This window comes from Ilumatobacter fluminis, from assembly GCF_004364865.1.
GTDB classification, from domain to species: Bacteria; Actinomycetota; Acidimicrobiia; order Acidimicrobiales; family Ilumatobacteraceae; genus Ilumatobacter; species Ilumatobacter fluminis.
Genome location: NZ_SOAU01000001.1, coordinates 1,685,669 through 1,704,182 on the forward strand (window position 1 = coordinate 1,685,669; position 18,514 = coordinate 1,704,182).

The 18,514-nt window shown below is 68.5% G+C and carries 15 protein-coding genes and 1 other RNA gene; 10 read left to right on the forward strand and 6 right to left on the reverse strand.

Annotation, left to right across the window (positions count from 1 at the left end):
* Nucleotides 1-70 precede the first annotated feature (70 nt).
* Complete coding sequence (locus BDK89_RS07610; RefSeq protein WP_133868370.1) at nucleotides 71-1,015, reverse strand: hypothetical protein; 945 nt, start codon at nucleotides 1,013-1,015, stop codon at nucleotides 71-73.
* 364 nt (nucleotides 1,016-1,379) lie between these two features.
* Here BDK89_RS07610 and BDK89_RS07615 point away from each other — a divergent pair, with 364 nt between their 5' ends.
* Both BDK89_RS07615 and BDK89_RS07620 read left to right on the forward strand, forming a co-directional pair.
* Nucleotides 1,380-2,045: a GGDEF domain-containing protein gene (locus BDK89_RS07615; RefSeq protein ID WP_243839243.1), complete on the forward strand. Its 666-nt coding sequence runs from the start codon at nucleotides 1,380-1,382 to the stop codon at nucleotides 2,043-2,045.
* A 74-nt stretch (nucleotides 2,046-2,119) separates the two neighbouring features.
* The gene (locus BDK89_RS07620; protein ID WP_166657447.1) at nucleotides 2,120-6,076 is read left to right on the forward strand and encodes a PAS domain S-box protein; all 3,957 of its coding nucleotides are present in this window, start codon (nucleotides 2,120-2,122) and stop codon (nucleotides 6,074-6,076) included.
* Nucleotides 6,077-6,123: 47 nt separating this feature from the next.
* Here the strand turns inward: BDK89_RS07620 and rnpB are convergent.
* Nucleotides 6,124-6,457, reverse strand: an RNA gene (gene rnpB, locus BDK89_RS07625) — RNase P RNA component class A.
* Nucleotides 6,458-6,552: 95 nt separating this feature from the next.
* Here rnpB and BDK89_RS07630 point away from each other — a divergent pair.
* Entirely contained in the window at nucleotides 6,553-9,156 is a 2,604-nt protein-coding gene (locus BDK89_RS07630) for a PAS domain-containing protein (RefSeq protein ID WP_133868373.1), read from the forward strand.
* 103 nt (nucleotides 9,157-9,259) lie between these two features.
* Nucleotides 9,260-9,787, forward strand: a complete 528-nt coding sequence (locus BDK89_RS07635) for a hypothetical protein (RefSeq protein WP_133868374.1) — start codon at nucleotides 9,260-9,262, stop codon at nucleotides 9,785-9,787.
* A 28-nt stretch (nucleotides 9,788-9,815) separates the two neighbouring features.
* Here the strand turns inward: BDK89_RS07635 and BDK89_RS07640 are convergent, their stop codons facing one another.
* The 3 genes from BDK89_RS07640 to BDK89_RS07650 form a co-directional block, all read right to left on the reverse strand.
* Nucleotides 9,816-10,610 (reverse strand): ferritin-like domain-containing protein, encoded by a 795-nt coding sequence (locus BDK89_RS07640; RefSeq protein WP_133868375.1) that lies wholly within the window; start codon nucleotides 10,608-10,610, stop codon nucleotides 9,816-9,818.
* Between the two features lie 4 nt (nucleotides 10,611-10,614).
* The gene (locus BDK89_RS07645) at nucleotides 10,615-11,100 is read right to left on the reverse strand and encodes a hypothetical protein (protein WP_133868376.1); all 486 of its coding nucleotides are present in this window, start codon (nucleotides 11,098-11,100) and stop codon (nucleotides 10,615-10,617) included.
* 199 nt (nucleotides 11,101-11,299) lie between these two features.
* The gene (locus BDK89_RS07650) at nucleotides 11,300-11,743 is read right to left on the reverse strand and encodes a hypothetical protein (RefSeq protein ID WP_133868377.1); all 444 of its coding nucleotides are present in this window, start codon (nucleotides 11,741-11,743) and stop codon (nucleotides 11,300-11,302) included.
* Nucleotides 11,744-11,931: 188 nt separating this feature from the next.
* Between BDK89_RS07650 and BDK89_RS07655 the strand changes: the two genes are divergently transcribed.
* From BDK89_RS07655 to BDK89_RS07680, 6 genes are all read left to right on the forward strand, one after another.
* Nucleotides 11,932-12,348 carry a rubrerythrin family protein gene (locus BDK89_RS07655; protein ID WP_133868378.1) on the forward strand — a complete coding sequence of 139 codons (417 nt, stop codon included), beginning with the start codon at nucleotides 11,932-11,934 and terminating at the stop codon, nucleotides 12,346-12,348.
* A 94-nt stretch (nucleotides 12,349-12,442) separates the two neighbouring features.
* Nucleotides 12,443-13,771 carry a heterodisulfide reductase-related iron-sulfur binding cluster gene (locus tag BDK89_RS07660; RefSeq protein ID WP_133868379.1) on the forward strand — a complete coding sequence of 443 codons (1,329 nt, stop codon included), beginning with the start codon at nucleotides 12,443-12,445 and terminating at the stop codon, nucleotides 13,769-13,771.
* 33 nt (nucleotides 13,772-13,804) lie between these two features.
* On the forward strand, nucleotides 13,805-14,395 hold the full coding sequence (locus tag BDK89_RS07665) for a DUF3501 family protein (protein ID WP_133868380.1): 591 nt from the start codon (nucleotides 13,805-13,807) through the stop codon (nucleotides 14,393-14,395).
* A gap of 171 nt (nucleotides 14,396-14,566) precedes the next feature.
* Entirely contained in the window at nucleotides 14,567-14,806 is a 240-nt protein-coding gene (locus tag BDK89_RS07670) for a WhiB family transcriptional regulator (RefSeq protein ID WP_243839119.1), read from the forward strand.
* A gap of 51 nt (nucleotides 14,807-14,857) precedes the next feature.
* Nucleotides 14,858-15,910 carry an anthranilate phosphoribosyltransferase gene (gene trpD, locus BDK89_RS07675; protein WP_133868381.1) on the forward strand — a complete coding sequence of 351 codons (1,053 nt, stop codon included), beginning with the start codon at nucleotides 14,858-14,860 and terminating at the stop codon, nucleotides 15,908-15,910.
* A gap of 4 nt (nucleotides 15,911-15,914) precedes the next feature.
* Nucleotides 15,915-16,754, forward strand: coding sequence for a homoserine kinase (locus BDK89_RS07680; protein ID WP_133868382.1), 840 nt, complete (start codon nucleotides 15,915-15,917; stop codon nucleotides 16,752-16,754).
* A gap of 40 nt (nucleotides 16,755-16,794) precedes the next feature.
* Here the strand turns inward: BDK89_RS07680 and BDK89_RS07685 are convergent, their stop codons facing one another.
* Nucleotides 16,795-18,459, reverse strand: a complete 1,665-nt coding sequence (locus tag BDK89_RS07685; protein WP_133868383.1) for a DEDD exonuclease domain-containing protein — start codon at nucleotides 18,457-18,459, stop codon at nucleotides 16,795-16,797.
* Between the last annotated feature and the right edge of the window lie 55 nt (nucleotides 18,460-18,514).

The window sequence follows — 18,514 nt, forward strand, 5'->3', positions numbered from 1 at the left end:
CCCACCCCGCAGGATGGACGCCCTCGTGGTGACGTCGAACGTCGTTGGTCGACGTCGGAGACGACGGTCGTCAGGAACTGACGGGTTCGTCCGGCGTGTCGTCCGCCGGTGCATCGACCGGCAGGTAGGTGAGGGTGAGCTGCGGGTTCTCCACCGTGGCGGCGCCGACGTCGCCGGACACCTTGCACACGAGGGTGACCGTCAGGTCGCCCGCTTCGGTGACTTCGAACGTCCGCATCGCCGAGATGCTGCTCGGCGAGTCGGCCCCAGCGAGCTGCGTCTTCTGGACCGAACCGTCGTCGAACACCGTGGTGTCCGACAGGCTGCACCACAGGTCGTCGGCGGTGACGTCGCCGTTCGCCGTGCCGACGGCACTGGCCTGGACGATGCCTGCGCCGTCGACGCTGATCGTGGCGTCCACGACGGCGAGATCGGTCGTGCCGATCGCCCCGACGTCGTCGCCGTCGGTCGCGGCGGCTGCCGGTGACGGACCCGAGATCGAGTCGGCGGCGACGAAGTAGCCGGTCACGTCGGCGACGACGTCGACCTGGCCGTTCAGGTTGTACACCTTGAACTCACCGGTCGGTGAGAGGCGCGTGGTGACGGCGTTGTACGCCGGGTTGTACGCCGGTTCCGGCTCGAAGATCGGGTTGAGGTTCGAGGCGTCCGGGCGCTCGGCGTCGGCCGGCCACACCGTCAGGAACGTGTTCTCGGTCTGGCGAACGGCGGTGACGTTGAGCTGCAGCGCCGTCGCCGTGTCGGGAATGGTGCAGTCGCCGGTCTCGCCGTGGCCGGACAACGTGATCTCGCTGTCGGCACCGACCGGGGTGTCGAACGGGCCGACGTTGTACTCGGCTTCGGCTCGGGTGTCGACGAGCCGGCAGTTCGTGATCGGCACGAACACCGAGGGGTCGCTCTCCGGGGTGGCGGCCCGGACGAGGCCGATGCCCCCGGCGCCGAGGGTGACCGCAACGGCCGCACCGACGGCGGCCCAGCGTGAACGATCGAGTGTCATGGATTACCTCCGATGAGGGTGGGTTGGTGCCTCGGTCGAGGCACGGGTCGTAACTTAAATGAAATATTCGTAACCGTGGTGTCATGGAGATGAATTCGTCCGGACGGGTGACGTCGACCCTCGTTGCTTCGTCATCGCCGTCCCGTGCGGTGTCGACGGGTTCGTCTTGATCCGATCCAGATCTCGGCCCGATCGAGGCCGGACCGAGCTGTGCCGATACTCGTGTGTGCCCACCGTTCGACCACCAGCGCGCCCCCCGTCCTCAGGCGTTCCTGTTGCCGAGCCCGCGTCGCCGATCTGGCTCAGCGGCCTCGAAACCTGGGCGCTGGACTCCGTCCATCGACGCGGGATCGCCCGGTTCGTGATGCTGCTCTCGGGCTGCGCGGTGCTCGTCTCGGTCATGCTCGTCGGTCTGGCCTGGTTGTTCCTCGAGGGACTCGACGACCCCGGGGAGTGGACGACGGCGCTGGTCCTGAGCGCGATCGTGCCGGCCCTCGTCGCGCCGCCGCTCATCACCTTCTGCGCCCGCCTCATCGAGCGGCTCGACACGGCCCGTCGATTGTTGCGCGAAGCGGCCGTCACCGATGCCCTCACGGGCGTTGCGAACCGCCGTGGGTTCTTCGACGCGTTCGACCACGACGACTGGCCAGGTGACTATTCGTCGTCCGTGATCGGCATGGTCGACATCGACGGGTTCAAGACGATCAACGACACGCACGGCCACGGGTTCGGCGACCGGGCCCTCGTCGAGGTCGCTCGGTGGCTGGCCGACCGCAGCGGCGACGACGGGCTCGTCGGTCGTCTCGGCGGCGACGAGTTCGCGTTCGTAGCCCGGCGGTCGGGCGGTGAGGTCTGGCCGGAGGGCTGCCACTTCGAGGTCGACGGCGTCGGGTTCTCGGCCTCGATCGGTACCACCACCGTGGTGGGGTCACTGACCGCCATGGCGCTCCACGAGGCCGATCAGGCCCTCTACCGGTCGAAACGCAGTCGCAACGGTCAGCTCGGACGAGGAACCGGAGTCGCACGATGACGATGTGGCCCTCGACCCGACCGACGACCTCGCCGCTGGACGAGCTCTTGGCGGCCCATCTACCATCTTCGCCAATGCCGGACGAGGCCAGCCTGGCGGGGCCGGATCGCTCGGGGCCGCTCGCGGGCCAGTGGCTGGGCCTGGCCGTCCTCGAGCACTTGCCTGCCGCGGTCTGGCTGAAAGACCTCGATGGTCGGTATCTGGGCTGCAACGAGGCGTTCGGGCGCTACTTCGGAGCGCCCGAGTCCGAGATCGTCGGTCGAGTCGACGTCGACTTCGTCGACGAGCAGACCGCCGCGCTGTTCCGGCAACAAGATCGCCTGGCGATGTCGTCCGATCGTCCCGTCTCGAACGAGGAATGGGTCGTGTCCGCGACCGACCGTTCGCGCATGTTGTGGGAGACCACGAAACGGCTGCTGCGCGATGACCGCGGCAACCCGATCGGTGTGCTGGGCGTCGCCTTCGACATCACCGAGCGTGCCCGGGACCACCAGGCGCTCGAGGAGCGAAGCGATGCGCTCGACGAGGCGGAGCGACTCGCCCACATCGGGAGCTGGTCGGTCGACATCGTCGCCGGCACCACCACGTGGTCGACCGAGATGTACCGAATCCTGGGCGTCCAGCCCGGCGTCTTCGAGCCGAGTGCGGACTCGATCCGGTCGGTACTCCATCCGGCCGACGCCGAAGCGTTCGACCATGCCGTCGCCGAAGCGGCGCGCGAGCGCCGCGCCTTCGCCGTCGAACACCGGATCGTCGTCGGCGACGAGGTCAGGCACGTCGAGCACCGCGGGCGGTTCGACCACGACGAGTTCGGCGTGGTCGTCCGGCAGCACGGCACGCTCCAAGACATCACCGAACGAGTTCGCGAGACGCGGCGGGCCGAACGGTTCGCCCGCCTCGTCGATCGTGCCGCCGACGCCGTCGCATTGATCGACGTCGAGACCGGTCGCCTGATCGACTGCAACCAGAAAGCGTGCGACGAGTTCGGCGGCACACGAGAACAAGTGCTCGCCCTCCATGCGTGGGACCTGGTCGAGGACGTGAGCGACTGGCTCTGGCCCGCCATCGCCGACTCCGTCAACGACTCCAACCGTCCCTTCCGCTGCAACATCCGGCGGCTCGACCAAACCATCGTCCCGACCGAGGCGATGATGGAGCGCTTCGACGACGACGGTCGCGATGTGATCGTCGCCGCAGCACGCGACATCAGCGACCGGGTCGAGCGAGAACGACTGGTTCGCGAGTCGGCCCAGCAGTTCGAGGCACTCGTCCGGTCGGCCAAGGACGGCTTCGCGATGACCGACGCCGACGGACAGATCCTCGACGTCAACGGCGAATACTGCGCGCAGTCCGGCTTCGCCCGCAGCGACCTGATCGGCCGGTCGTTCGTCGAACTCGACGAACTGACCACGCCCGCCGACGCGCTCGCACGTCGCGACCGCATCAAGGCGACCGGCGGCCAGATCTTCCAGACCGTGCACCGGCGGGCCGACGGTTCCACCTGGCCGGTCGAAGTGTCGGTCAGCTACGGGCCGATGTCAGGGGGCCGCTTCTTCGCCTTCTTTCGAGACCTGACCGAACGGCGCCGCAACGAGCGTGAACTCCGTCGGAGCGCAGAACGCTGGAACACCCTGCTCGAAGGCACCCATGACGGCTTCGTCCGCCTCGACGGACGCGGTGTGATCGTCGAGGTCAATCAGAACGTGTGCCACACGGCTGGTGTCGCCGCAGCGGATGTCGTCGGCAGGTCCGTTGCGATCTTCGATCGAGGTCTCGACGCGGACGGTGTCGAGCAGATGCTGACCCGAGCCCGCACCGAACGCACCATCGAGTTCGCGACGCACATCGGCACCGTCGGTGGATCGAGCACCCCCGTCGAGATCTCGCTCACCTTCGACGCCGGCGGAGGTGGGCAATACTTCGCATTCGTCCGCGACGTCAGCGAACGGGCGCAACTCCACCAGGAAGCGATCGTCGCAGCGGAGCGTTACCGGGCTCTGCTCGCCGGTTCGAACGACGGTTTCGCCCGAGTGGCGCTCGACGGCACGATTCGCGAGGTGAACCAGCGGCTCGCGCGCATGCTCGGTCGGTCCGAGGCGGACCTGATCGGCACATCGATCGATGAGCACGACGTCGACGGCGACGCATCCGACTACATCCTCGAGCTCGTGCAGGGCGGTCCGGTGAGCCGGGAGTTCGTCGCAGCACACGCCCGGCGCGCCGACGGCTCGGAGTTCCCGGTCGAGATCGACGTCGGCTACTCGACCTCCGACGGTGGCGAGATCTTCGCCTTCGTCCGCGACGTCACCGAGCGCGTGGAGGCCGAGCGCAGGATCGAATTCCTCGCGTACAACGATCCGTTGACCTCGTTGCCGAACCGCGCCGGTTTCTCGCATCTCCTCGCCGACGCCGTCGACCGAGCCGATCGATCCGGCACCTTCGTCGCCGTCTGCTACCTCGATCTCGACGGGTTCAAGCCGGTGAACGATCGCTACGGCCACGAGATGGGCGACGCCGTCCTCGTCCGGTTCGCCGACCGCCTCCGTGCGACGATCAGGTCCAACGATGCCGTCGCCCGTTTCGGCGGGGACGAGTTCGTCGTGTTGATCGAGGACCTCGACTCGATCGAACAGGTTCACGAACACGCCCGACGGCTGGTTGCCGCCTGCGAGACGCCGCTCGCCGTCGGCGGCCGTCGCATCCACCTCTCCGCGAGCGTCGGCATCACGGTGTCGCCCGCCGACGACGGCGACGAGGACGTGCTGCTGCGTCATGCCGACCAGGCCATGTACCGAGCCAAGGCACGGGGCAAGAACACCTACGAGCTGTTCGACCCGGTCGTGGACTCGGAGCTCCAGCACCGCCGCGACGAGCTCGAGGAGTTCGAGCAGGCACTCGACCGAGACGAACTGGTGCTCCACTTCCAGCCGCGCATCGACCTCGCGACCGGCGAACCCGTCGCCGTCGAAGCGCTCGTGCGATGGCAGCATCCGACCAGGGGATTGCTCCTGCCGGGCGAGTTCCTTCCCGTCATCGATGCGACACCGTTGGAGTTCGCACTCGACGAGTGGGTGCTGCGTGCCGCACTCGACCAGCTCGCCGAGTGGGACCGGGCAGGACTCACCCTCGGCGTCAGCGTGAACGTGTCGCCGCGACACATCGCCAAGCCATCGTTCCCCGAGTATCTCGCTTCACAGCTCCGGCGCTATCGGCATGGATTGGCGGAACGACTCGAACTCGAGATCGTCGAGACGGCTGCCGTCGGCCAGCTCGACGACGTCGCCGAGATCATGGAACGCTGCGCTTCCTTGGGGGTGACGTTCTCGCTCGACGACTTCGGCACCGGCTATTCGTCACTGACCCACTTCAGCAGCCTGCCGGTGAACGTCCTCAAGATCGACCAAGGCTTCGTGCGTCGCCTGATGAACGACGCTCGCAACCTCGACATCGTCGAAGGTGTCGTCCAGTTGGCGAAGGCACTCGGGCGCCCCGTCGTCGCCGAGGGGGTCGAGTCGGTCGAGATCGGCATGCTTCTGCGTCAGCTCGACTGCCAGTACGCGCAAGGGTTCGGCATCGCCTTGCCGATGGAGTCCGCAGCGATCCCGCGATGGGTGACCGAGTTCCGTGCCGGCTCGTCGTGGAGAGACGTCGCCGACGGCCCGCCCGAGTGCTCGCGGCTACGCGACCTCGATGTGGCTCGGCACGTTCACGGACAGTGGATCGACCAGGTGCTGGAGTTCACCCGAGGTGCGTCGTCGGCAGAGCAACCACGCACCAGCCTCGACCAGTGTCCGTTGCTCGATTGGTATCACGGCGCTGCGCAGGGCCGATACGGCGAACTCGCCGCATTCGGCGCCGTCGTCCGTGACCACGAACGGATGCACGAACTGGGTGCCGAACTCGTCCTGGCATCGGCCGGTGGGGGCTGTCCGAGCGAGTCCGACCTGCGTGAGTTCACCGACGCAGCAGGTCGGTTCAGTCGATCCGTCGACGATCTGCTGTCGGAAGCCGCCGAGCAGTCCGACGACTGACGAGCCGACGCACGACTGCGCAGCGGCGTCGGTCGCGTGACGGTGCGATGGTGAGTCGGTCTGTAAGCGGGATTCTGTGGGTGCCGAGGCACCCGGTGGCCATCCATCTGTGCGGCCTACCCGGGGGAGTGGAACGGGCCGCTCGTCCCCCTGCTTGACCTTGCTCCGGGTGGAGTTTGCCGAGCCGTGCCGGTCGCCCGACACGCTGGTGCGCTCTTACCGCACCGTTTCACCCTCACCTGTGACCCGGGGGTCCATCGGCGGTCTGCTCTCTGTTGCACTGGTTCGTGAGGTCACCCCCACCTGGCTCTCGCCAGCACCCTGCCCGGTGGAGTCCCGACTTTCCTCGACACGTCGTGCCGCGGCCACCCGACCGACTCACCATCGCAGCGCCGAGTGTACGGGCGTGAGCCCGGCAGCGACCCGCTGCGACGACGATCCTGGCGCTGTGCAGAGGTCGGTCCTACGCTGAGGCGATGGACCAGCCGGGTGATCGCCCGACCCAGCAGCTCGACGACGACCCGTTCACCGATGGACGACTCGCTCGGGCAGCGCTCGACGCGATCCCGGTGGCCATGTGGCTGAAGGATCTCGAGGGGCGCTATCTGGCGTGCAACCGCCGGTTCGAGCAGCTCCTCGGCGTGGAAGCGGCCGATCTCGTCGGTCGCCCGTCCTCCGACTTCGTCGACGCCGAGACCGCCGAGGTCTTCCGTCGCCAGGACCGGCTGGCCCTGTCGATCGGCAAGCCGGTGACGCACGAGCAGTGGGTCGTCGATCGGCTCGACGACCGTCGCAAGCTGTGGGAAACGACCAAGTCCACGGTTCGCGACATCGACGGGACGGCGATCGGTGTACTGGGGATCTCGTTCGACGTCACCGATCGCGACGAGATGTACCGACAGTTGGTCGACGAGACACAACGCTTCGAGGCGGCCGAGCGCCTCGCCAACACGGGCAGCTGGGACGAGGACGTGGTCGCCGGTACCAGCCGATGGACGCGTGGCGTGTTCGACATCTTCGGACTCGACCCGGCAACGACCCTTCCCGACCGGCAGGTGATCATCGACCTCGTCCACCCCGACGATCGAGAGGCCGTCGTCCGCGTCACCGAGGAGGGCCGCCGACACGGGCAGCCGTACGCCCAGCGGTACCGCGCCATCGTCGACGGGCGCCTCAAGCACGTCGAGTCGCGCGGGTACCCACGGCTCGGCGTCGACGGTCGCCTGCTCCGGGTGACCGGCACGATCCAGGACGTCACCGATCGCACCGTTGCCGCGCAGCAGCTGACCGATCTGATCGATGGCACCAAGGACGCCTTCGCGCTGTGCGACATGGACGCCGTGATCCTCGAGGTCAACAACGTCTACTGCGAGATCAACGGGTTCACGCCTGACGAGCTCGTCGGACATCGCATCGTCGAGTTCGACGCCATTCAGGAGTCGACCGACTACGAACGGCTTGCGAGGGTGGTCGAGTCAGGCGGTGAGATCTTCGAGACCGAGCAGCTCCGCAAGGACGGGACGACGTGGCCGGTCGAGGTGTCGCTGAGCTACTCGGCAGGCGGAGATGGTCGCCTGCTCGTCTTCATGCGCGACCTCACCGAGCGCCGAGCCGCCGAGGCAGTGATTCAGGCCGGTGCGGCACGACACGAAGCGCTCATGGAACTGACGATGGATGGCTTCGCCGTGCTCGATACAGCCGGGACCATCCTCGAGATCAACGACGTCTATTGCGAGCTCTCCGGATACTCCCGAGAGGAGCTGGTCGGCAGGCCCATCGTCGACCTCAGAGCTCCCGAGCTGTCCGACGGCAGCGCCACCATCGTCGACGAGGTGCGCGCCGCGGTCGCCAAGCGATTCGACAGCGTCCACGTCCGCAAGAACGGGTCGCACTGGCCGATCCAGGTGTCGACGGTCTACTCGCCGATCGAGGGCGGGCGGTTCTTCTCCTACATGCGGGATCTCACCGATGAGAGTCAACGGCGGGCCGTCGTGCAGCGAGCCGCTGATGACTGGGCGACGCTGCTCCGCGGCAGCACCGACGGCTTCCTTCGAGTCGACCGGGAGGGACGTGTGGTCGAGGCCAGTGAACCGTTCTGCCGGCTGAGCGGTCTGCAGCCCGACGAGGTCGTCGGACGCTCGATGGCCGATCTCAATCCATACGTCGACACTCACGAACTCGTGGCAGGGATGGACGCGTTCGCCGGCGCCGGCGGTGGTGTCGTGCCGGGCGTCGTCCGGCACGCCGACGGCACCGACATACCGGTCGAGGTGTCCGTGATGTTCACCGAGCGTGACGGTGGCCAGTTCTTCACCTTCATCCGCGACGAGCGGGAGCGACTCCGCCTGAACGCCGAAGTCGAGCAGAGCGCACGGCGATTCCGGGCGCTGCTCGACGCATCGTCCGACGGCGTCATCATCATCGGGCACGACAACCGGTTGACCGACGTCAACGCTCGCTATCTCCAGCTCTCCGGTTTCGCACGTGACGACGTGCTCGGGATGAGTATCGCGGACCTCGACGCCCGCTTCGACGAACATCAGCTCGGAGCGTTCCGCGCACGCACCGCCGAGCTGGGAACGGTCATTGCCGAGTCGGTGCATCGCCGCAAGGACGGCTCGCTCTGGCCCGTCGAGGTCACCGCGACGGCGACGGGCGACGAGACCGAGGAGTTCTTCTGCTTCGTCCGCGACATCACCGATCGCTTGCAGGCCACCGCAGCGGTCGAGCAGGCGGCGCACCGATACCAGACGCTCGTCGACAACACCCGTGACGGCTTCGCCCGCGCGACACTCGACGGCATCATCTTCGAGGCCAACGAGCGGCTCACCGAGATGTTCGGGATGGAACCGGGCGCCCTGATCGGTCGTTCGGTCACCGAACTCAATGCGACCCGCGCACCCGAAGCCACGAGGGCGATCCTCGCCTCGCTCCCCGAGCGTGGGCACATGGAGATCGAGACCGAGGCGCGCCGAGCCGACGGGTCGACCTTCCCGATCCGAATCGAGCTGATGCACTCGGCGGTCGACGGCGGGCACCTGTTCGCCTTCCTCCGAGACCTGAGCCGGACGGGCCAGTAGGTACAGCCGAGTCATCCCGACGTTCAGGTGCGTGCTGCCGGTCGACGGGAGGTCTCGAGGCTCGGGCAGCCGCGCCGAGGGTCCGTCAAATCGGGGCGACCCGATGGCAAGCTGGAACGCGATGACGACGTTCCCCTCCACCGTCACCGACACGACCGTCCCCACGACGGCCGCGCCCGGTGCTGCCGCCGACGGCAGCCAGGGGTTGATCGGCTCGGTCGGCGACGTCATACGGGGCACGATCGACAACCTCGGCGAGAACGGCTATCAGACCGGCGTCGCCATCGTCGTCACGACCGTCGCCGTCGTCGCCATGCTCAACATCAAGGCGCCGAAGTGGATCATCGCACCGGTCGCCGTCGGGGCCTTCTGGGCCGGCTGGCTCGGCTGGAACACGATGACGGGCCAGAACAACCCGCTGTTCCCCGGCGACATCGACGCGACGAAGCTGTGGGACGTGGCGCTCGCCGGCGACAGCGGCTTCCTGATCGTCGTGATCGTCGCCTGCGTCGCCGCACTGTTCATCTGGCGGACGAGCATGGCGCTCGCCAGCCGCATCATGCTGATGCTCGGCGCCGTGCTCGGAGCCTCGTTCGTCTACAACCTGTTCGAAGCCGTCCGGGTCGCCTGAGCGAACCGAACGGCTCGAGCCGGGCGGGTCAGCAGGACAGGCCGCTGTAGACGAAGGTGTTCTCGGCCGGCGTCTGCAGCGTGACCGAGGCACGGGCACCCTCTGCGTCGGGCGCACCCACCACGAGCGTGATGCCGGTGAGCTGGCCGAACGGCGCCGGGATGGCGTAGAAGATCGGGAACTCGCTCTCGTCGGCGGTGCCGAGCTCGGGTGCGATCGCGTCGGGGTTCGTGGCCAGCGCCACGACCGACGACTGCCGGGCCGACTCGTTGCCGATCGTCATGAGCGCCGGCCGCAGCGAACCGTCGCTGAGCTGCTCGACCATCGCCTGGTACGAGGCCGCCACGACCGTTTCGAAACCGTTGGCGATCTCGAGCGCGTCGCGGGTCGGGTCGTCGGAGCCGGCCAGCGCGTTCGACAGCGGCGTCACGATCCGCTCCATCATGAACGGGTTCGAACACTCGAACGGCGTGCCGCCGACCTGGGTCACGAGCTCGCCGACCTCGTCGGCGTGGCGCTCGTGCGACTCGATCAGATCCTCGGCCAGCGCGAGCGCGTCGCCCGACAGCGAACCGGTGAGAATCCGGTGCATCGCCACGGTCGTGTACTCGAGCGACTGCAGCGTGCGCAAGATGACGGCGTCGTCGACGGTCGTGTCGAGCGACTCCTCCTCGGGGAGCAGTTCGACGCCGATCTTGCCCGGGTTGGTGGGGCCGGAGCGTTCGGAACCGCACGCAGCGAGGACAGCGCCGAGCGACAGAACGATGCCGCCGTTGCGGATCAGCTCGCGGCGGTTGAGCGGGGTGGGCTGTTTCGAGGTCATGGGATCAGGCCTCCGGGGCCAGCGCAGCGGCGGAGTTGACGAGCTGGGTCTCGAGGTCGGCGCCCGACAGGGCCGCGATGGTGGCGGCGTGGCGCGACTCGGTGATGGCGATCGACGCGATCGCCGAGATGGACGGGCCGTCGTCGGTCATGCCGAGCAGCTCGGTGTGCGTCGCCGCCAGCGTGTTCTCGAGCTGGAGTGCGGCCTCGGACGGATCGCCGGACGAGAAAGCGCCCGACAACTCGTCGTACACCGCGTCGAGTCGGCCAGTGGCCGACAGGCCGGCGATGCCGGCGATCCGCTGCGCGTACGCAGCGTGGTGCTGTGCCATGACCGACCACAAGTCGCCGTCGGCGAGCTCGTACAGCGCCTGAGCGGTGAGCTCGGCCCGCATGGCGAAGCCGGCGATCGACGACGCCTCGGACCCCGCAGCCGCCGATGCGGTGCGAGCCGTGGCCAGGACGGTGCCGAACGCGCCCAGCCCGAGCATGGCCCGGCGCGTGGTGCGGCCCTGGTCAGATGCGGTGGAGTCCGCAGGGGCGGGGTTGGTCACGTGAGGTCCTTTCGAAGCGTTCAGCTGCTGGCGCGCACCCATCATGCAGGTTCGGGACGCGGCGACGCCATTCTAAGCGGGCGAGGTCGTTCGGTCGCGATTCCGGTGCGGGTGACTTCTGTGGCGTCGAAACCGCTCAGCCCAGACCGGTCGGGCGGAATCCCTTGCTCCGGAGACGCTGACCGAGGGCGCCGCCGAGCACACCCGCACCGACGACGACCGACAGGTTGAAGAACGCGGCGAACCAGCTCACGTCGGCACCCCGGAGCAGGCGGAACAGGATGAACACCGCCTGTGCGGCCAGGTAGGTGCCGGTCGCCGTCGCCAGGGCGTGCGAGTACGGGAGGTTCAGGCGCTGCACCCAGGCGGCACAGCCGGCGCCGAGGACGAAGCCGACGACGGCGCCCAGCGACAACCAGATCGCGAGCGCCGAGTCGTCCTGGCTGTCTGCGGCCCAACGCGCTGCGATCGAGAACGGCACGGCGAACACCAGCGCAACCGACGCGCCGGCCTTGAGCGCCATCGGGTCCCATCGTCCGGATGTCGCGCCGTGATCCGCGCTGTGATCGTCGGTGGTCATCGGCTCGTCCTCACGTCCACGAGCCTATGCGGCCCGGGTCGGGCGGCGACCGGGAGCGCACAACTCGTGCTCGTTCGCACCGTTTGCGAACGAGCACGCAATGCGCGATCGTTCCGCCTGTTCAACGGCATCCGGGCGAGCTGCGCAGTCGCCCGGACCCAACACACCCTCCAGCCAAGGAGTCCCTCATGCCCGACCTCGACGGAACCAAGACACACGAGAACCTCAAGGAGGCCTTCGCCGGCGAGAGCCAGGCGAACCGCCGCTACCTGTGGTTCGCGCAGAAGGCCGACATCGAGGGATACCCCGACACGGCCGCCCTGTTCCGTTCGGTCGCCGAAGGCGAGACCGGCCATGCACACGGCCACCTCGAGTACCTCGCCGAGGTCGGCGACCCCGCTTCCGGCGAGCCGATCGGTGACACCGAGGAGAACCTGAAGGCCGCCATCGCCGGCGAGACCTACGAGTACACCCAGATGTACCCGGGCTTCGCCAAGACCGCCCGCGACGAGGGCTTCGACGAGATCGCCGAGTGGTTCGAGACGCTGGCCCGCGCCGAGAAGTCGCACGCCGGCCGCTTCACCCAGGGCCTCGACGACCTCTGATCCAACCCTCCCTTCGTGTCGCGCTGCGCCCGCTCACCAGGACGCAGCGCGACATGAACGGGACTGGCGAGCGTCGCCACCGGAGGTTCTGCTCATGACCACGACGTACGACCCACACCACCCGCTGTATCTCGACGAGGCCGACGTGCGAGACGAGTTGACCCGCGTCTACGACCTGTGTCACGGGTGTCGGCTCTGCTTCAAGTTCTGCACCTCGTTCCCGACGCTGTTCGACTACATCGACCGCTTCGACGACCAGGACGCCGGCCGCCTCACGCCCGCCGAACAAGACCAGGTCGTGGCCGAGTGCTTCCAGTGCAAGCTGTGCTACGTCAACTGCCCGTACATCCCCGAGCTGCACGAATGGGCGCTCGATTTCCCACGGTTGATGCTGCGTGCGGATGCAATGCGTCACGCCAACGGGCACCAGCCGACCAAGCAGCAGGCTGCCACCCGGGTCATGGCCCGCACCGACGCGCTCGGCGCCATCGGCTCGATGGCGGCGCCGCTCGCCAACAAGGCGATCGAGTCACGCGAGGGATCGCTCGTCCGCAAGGTGATGGCCAAGACCACGGGCGTGTCCGCCACGCGCCTGCTCCCGCCGTACGCGAAGCAGCGCTTCTCGACCTGGTTCAAGCAGCATGTCGCGAAGCTCGGCCGCCCACGCCAGGGCGCTGTCACCGTGTTCCCGACCTGCCTCGTCGAATACCAGGACGTCCAGGTCGGCAAGGACCTGGTCCAGGTCTACGAGCGCAACGGCATCGAGTGCGAGACCACGGCTGCCGGCTGCTGTGGCGCACCGTGGCTCCACTCCGGTGACGTGAAGCAGTTCGGCAAGATCGCCGACAAGAACGTGCAGACGCTCGCCGACGAGATCCGCTCGGGCGGCCGCGACGTCGTGGTTCCACAGCCGACGTGTGGCTACGTCCTGAAGAAGGACTACGTCGACTACTGCGACCCGGCTCGTCGCGACGATGCCCGACTCGTCGCCGAGCACACGTTCGACGCCGCGGAGTACCTCGTGAAGGTGCACAAGGCCGACGACACCGAACTCGACACCGACTTCGACGGCGACGTTCCCGACGACATCACGTACCACGTCGCCTGCCACCTGCGCGCCCAGAACATCGGCTTCAAGAGCCGTGACCTGATGAAACTGACCGGCGCCAAGGTCAAGCTGGTGCAGCAGTGCTCCGGCATCGACGGGATGTGGGGCTTCCGCGACGGCAACGAGGAGATCGCCGTCCCGATCGCGAAGAAGCTGGCCGACCAGATCGACAAGGCCAACGCCAAGGCCGAGGGCGACGTCGCCGTCACCGGCGACTGCAGCCTCGCGAACACGGCGATCGCCGAGCAGACCGGCAACCGACCCGCCCATCCGATCAGCCTCGTCGCCCGCGCCTACGGCATCGACACCGACTGATCACCAGCCGCAGCCCGGCGACCACGGAGCCTCATGTCCCGCAAGCTGACCCTCGACGACATCGCCGACGTGCGTGCCTACGAGCGCGAGCGCGCCGACTTCCGGTCGCAGGTGATCGACCTGAAGCGCCGCCGGCGCGTCCACGTCGGCACGATCATCACGTTCCTGTTCGAGAACCGCGACACCATCCGATTCCAGATCCAGGAGATGGCACGGGTCGAGAAGCTGACCACCGACGCTGAGATCCAGATCGAACTCGACATCTACAACCCGATGATCCCCGACGCCGGTCAGGTGTGCGCCACGATGTTCCTCGAACTCACCACCGACGACCAGGTCCGCGAGTGGCTCCCGAAACTGGCGAACGTCGAGCGGTCGGTGCTCCTCGTGTTGTCGGATGGGTCACGGATCAGGGGAACGATCGACGAACAGCACGAGCAGGGCCTCACTCGTGAGGCGGTGACCGCCGCCGTGCACTACCTGCGGTGGGACCTCACGGCTGAACAGGTCGACGCGTTCGCCGCCGGCGACGTGGTGCTCGAGATCGATCATCCCGCCTATCTCGAGGCGGTCGCGCTCGGATCGGCCACCCACGACGAACTCCTGCACGACCTGCTCGGGTGATGACATCGCCTCCTGGCGGCCGCCTGCACATCGAACCTGGTCAGAACGACACTCAGCGATAACCGAGCGTTCACAGATACCTCTGGAAATGGCCGCCGACGCGTTCTAGTGTCCCCATCGATGACACCCGAGCCCAACAAGGCGAGCAGGACGAGACGAACCGGGGGAACCGTGTCAGCCCATGAACTCGAATGGCGGATGCTCGGCGCGTGCCGAGGTCTCGACCCGACGATCTTCTATCCCGACCGCGACGACGAAGCCGACGTCGCGAAGCAGGTGTGCGCCGAGTGCTCGGTGCAACAGACCTGCCTCGACTATGCGCTGACCCAGCGCGAGAAGGCGGGGGTGTGGGGTGGCGCGACCGAACGCGATCGGCGCCGCATCCTGCGCCAACGTCGTCGCACCGCCTGACACCCGAACGCATCGGGAGCGGCCGACGGTCGCGGATTAGCCTGCCGGGTCATGACGACCACGATCGACGAGGTCGGCGGGTGGCCGGCGCTGTTGAGCGCCCTGCTCGACCGCAGCCACTTGACCGAAGACCAAGCGCGCGCCGCCATGACGACGATCCTCGCCGGGGACGCGACGCCGGCCCAGCTGATCGCGTTCGTGGTCGCGCTGCGTGCCAAAGGGGAGAGCGCCGCCGAACTGTCGGGGCTGCTCGATGCCGTCCTGGCCCACGCCACCCTCGTCCCGCTCACCCCCGAGCAACGAGCGAGCTGTGTCGACATCGTCGGAACTGGTGGCGACCAGTCGCACTCCATCAACGTGTCGACGATGGCGGCGATCGTCACGGCCGGAGCGGGTGTCCCGGTGTGCAAGCACGGCGCCCGCAGCGCCTCGTCGAAGTGCGGCACCGCCGACGTCCTCGAAGCGCTCGGGGTCGTCATCGAGTTGCCACCGGAAGGAGTCGCACACTGTCTCGACCGCTCCGGGATGGGCTTCTGCTTCGCCCCGGCGTTCCATCCGGCGTTCCGGTTCGCCGGCCCGTCCCGACGTGAGATCGGCATCCCGACCGTGTTCAACCTGCTCGGCCCGATGGCCAACCCGGGCCGTGTCCGACGACAGGTGATCGGTGTCGCCAACGGTTCGTTCGCCGAGCGGATGGTCGAGACGCTCCGGTCGCACGGCTCGATCCACTCGTGGGTCGTGCACGGCGGCGGGCTCGACGAGCTGACCACGACCGGCCCGAGCCAGGTGACCGAACTGATCGACGGCGAACTCCGTCACTTCCAGGTCGACTCCGAGACGCTCGGTCTGTCCCCGGCGCGGGCGAGCGACCTGGTCGGCGGCGACCCGGCCGAGAACGCCGCCGTCGTCCGAGCCGTCCTCGGCGGGCAACCCGGACCGCACCGAGACATCGTCGTCCTGAACGCCGGTGCCGGCCTCGTGGTCGGCGGGGTGGCCGACGATCTCGCCGACGGCATCGAACGGGCTCAGGTGGCGATCGACTCGGGCGCCGCCGCCGCGACACTCGACCGCCTGGTCGAGGCGTCGCAGGAGGCTGCCGGGTGACGCCATGACCGGGTGGTCGGTGCGGGTGCCCGCGTCGTCGGCGAACATCGGCGCCGGGTTCGACGTGCTCGGCCTGGCCCTGACCCTCCACGCCGAGGTCGGTATCGGAGAGCCGCCCGCCGGCGGCCGAACCGCCGAACCGACACATCCCGCCACCATCGCATTCCGGCAGGCCGGCGGCGACGGCGACGTGTGGGTCCGCTCACCGATCCCGATCGGACGCGGCATGGGCTTCTCCGGAGCGGTCCGGGTCGGTGGTGCCGCCGCAGCCGCCGTGCAACGTCTCGGCGCCGAGGCACTCGACGACCAGGTCGTGCTGGCCGAGGTGTGTGGTGTGGCGGCCGAACTGGAGGGGCACGCCGACAATGTGGCGCCGTCGGTGTACGGCGGCGTGGTCGTCTGTGCCGACGACCACGTCCAGCCGGTGCCGCTCGGTCTCGACCCGGCCATCGTGGTGTGGGTGCCCGACGGCACGACCACGTCGACCGACCGGTCCCGCTCGACGCTCGCCGCCGAGGTCACCCGAGCCGACGCCGTGTTCAACCTGGGACGGGTGGCGACCTTCGTGGCGGCCTGCGCCGCCGGCGACGTCGATGCCCTGCGGCTCGCCACCGAGGACCGCCTCCACCAGCCGACCCGGCTCGTCGAGGTGCCCGAAACGGCCGGCGCGCTCGAGGCGGCCCTCGACGCCGGCGCCTGGGCGGCCTGGCTGTCGGGCAGCGGCCCGACCATGGCAGCGATGTGCGACCCCGCCGACGCCGCCCGCATCGCCGCCGCCCTCCCCGACACCGGCCACACCAAACACCTCGCCATCGATCACCGAGGCGTCACCCACCAGCCCTGACCGGACCGCGCAATGGGACCCCATTCGTCGCGGTGGCTGGTCAGGCGGCGAGGCGGAGGTCGGGTGGGGCCTCGAGGGGGAAGCGCCACTCGCCGGTGCACGAGACGATCTCGAGCCGATCGGCGTGCTTGTCGAAGTACTTGGCCAACACCAGCACCTCGTCGACGTGGCGGCGGGGGAGCGGGAGCGTGACGTCGACCGGGTCGGGTGGGTCGACCGGCAGGGCGCGTCCGGCGGTACCGGTGACGACGACGTCGACGAGACGTCCGTGCTCGACGACCCACGCCCGGTCGCCGTGGCGGACCGTGCACCGGTCGGCGGCACGAAGCGCGTCGGTGAGTCGCTGGCGGCGCACGGCTCCGAGCAACGCCGACACCCGGTCGCGGACCATCGCCGCCTCCTCGAACCGTTGCGCCGCCGCGAGCTCGGTCATGCGCACGCTCAGGTGCTCGACGACCGGGTCGGCATTGCCCTCGAACAGGCTTCGGGCCGCGGCGACGGCAGCGTCGTACCTGAGCCGATCGGCCTCGCCGGCGCAGGGGCACATCGCCACCCCGAGCTGCGCGGAGCTGCACGAGACCGCGTCGGGCGCCGGGGTGTGCCGAGCCGACAGTCGGGTCGAGCAGCGACGGAGCGGCAGCACCGACTGGATCGCCTCCACGACCAACGCCGCCATCTTGCGCGACGGGAGCGGCCCGAGATGGACGCCCTTGGCGCTCGGGTCCTTCACCACCGACAGGCGTGGCCACGGTGACTCGACGTCGAGCCGGACGTAGCAGTACTTGTCGACCCGGGTTCCGGCTCGGTTGTAGCGGGGGAGCATGCGGGCGATCAGTCGCGACTCGATGACCTCCGCCGTGACCGGATCGGGCAGTTCGAGATGGCGGATCGTCTGCATCTCGCGCAACATCGGCCCGATGCGACGCCGGTCGTCGCGTCCGAAGTAGCTGCGGACCCGCTGGCGGAGATTGGTGGCCTTGCCGACGTAGAGCACCTCGTCGCGGTTGCCGCAGAACATGTACACGCCGGGGGTGCGGGGGAGCGACGACGTCATCGTCAGCTTGCGCGCCTGCGGGTGCCCCGCCAGCTTCGCGATCGACGTGAGGTCGTCGAGCCCGAGGACCCCGAGCCCGGCAGCTCGTTCGAGCAGGAGGTGGAGCAGGTCGGTGGTCGCCAGGGCGTCGTCGAGTGCGCGGTGCGTCGGGGTGTGGTCGAGTCGGAGCCGGGACGCGAGCGTCGACAGCTTGCAGTTCGGCACCTCGTCGCGCAGCATACGTCGTGCCAGGGCCGCCGTGTCGACGACGGTCGGCTTGTACTCGCTGCGACCGTCGCGCTCGAACGCCGCGCGTACGAAACCGAGATCGAACGATGCGTTGTGTGCGACGAACACCGAGTCGCCGAGGAAGTCGCGCAAGGTGCCGAGCACCGTCTCGATTCGCGGAGCGGTCCGGACGACGGCGTCGGTGAGGCCGGTCAGGACGGTGATCTGGGGCGGGATCGCCCGGCCCGGGTTGACGAGGGTGTGGAACGTGCCGAGGCACTCGCCGCCGCGCACCTTGACGGCGCCGATCTCGGTGATCATGTCGTCGGTGCGGCTGCCGCCGGTCGTCTCGAGGTCGAGCACGCAGAACGTGACCTCGTGCAACGGCGTGCCGAGGTCGTCGAAGCTCCGCTGCCCGACGACGGCCCGGGGCGCCGGCATCATCGATCTCCCAACACGATCATGGCGGGTGATCAAAGCACGAACGCGTGTTCGCGTC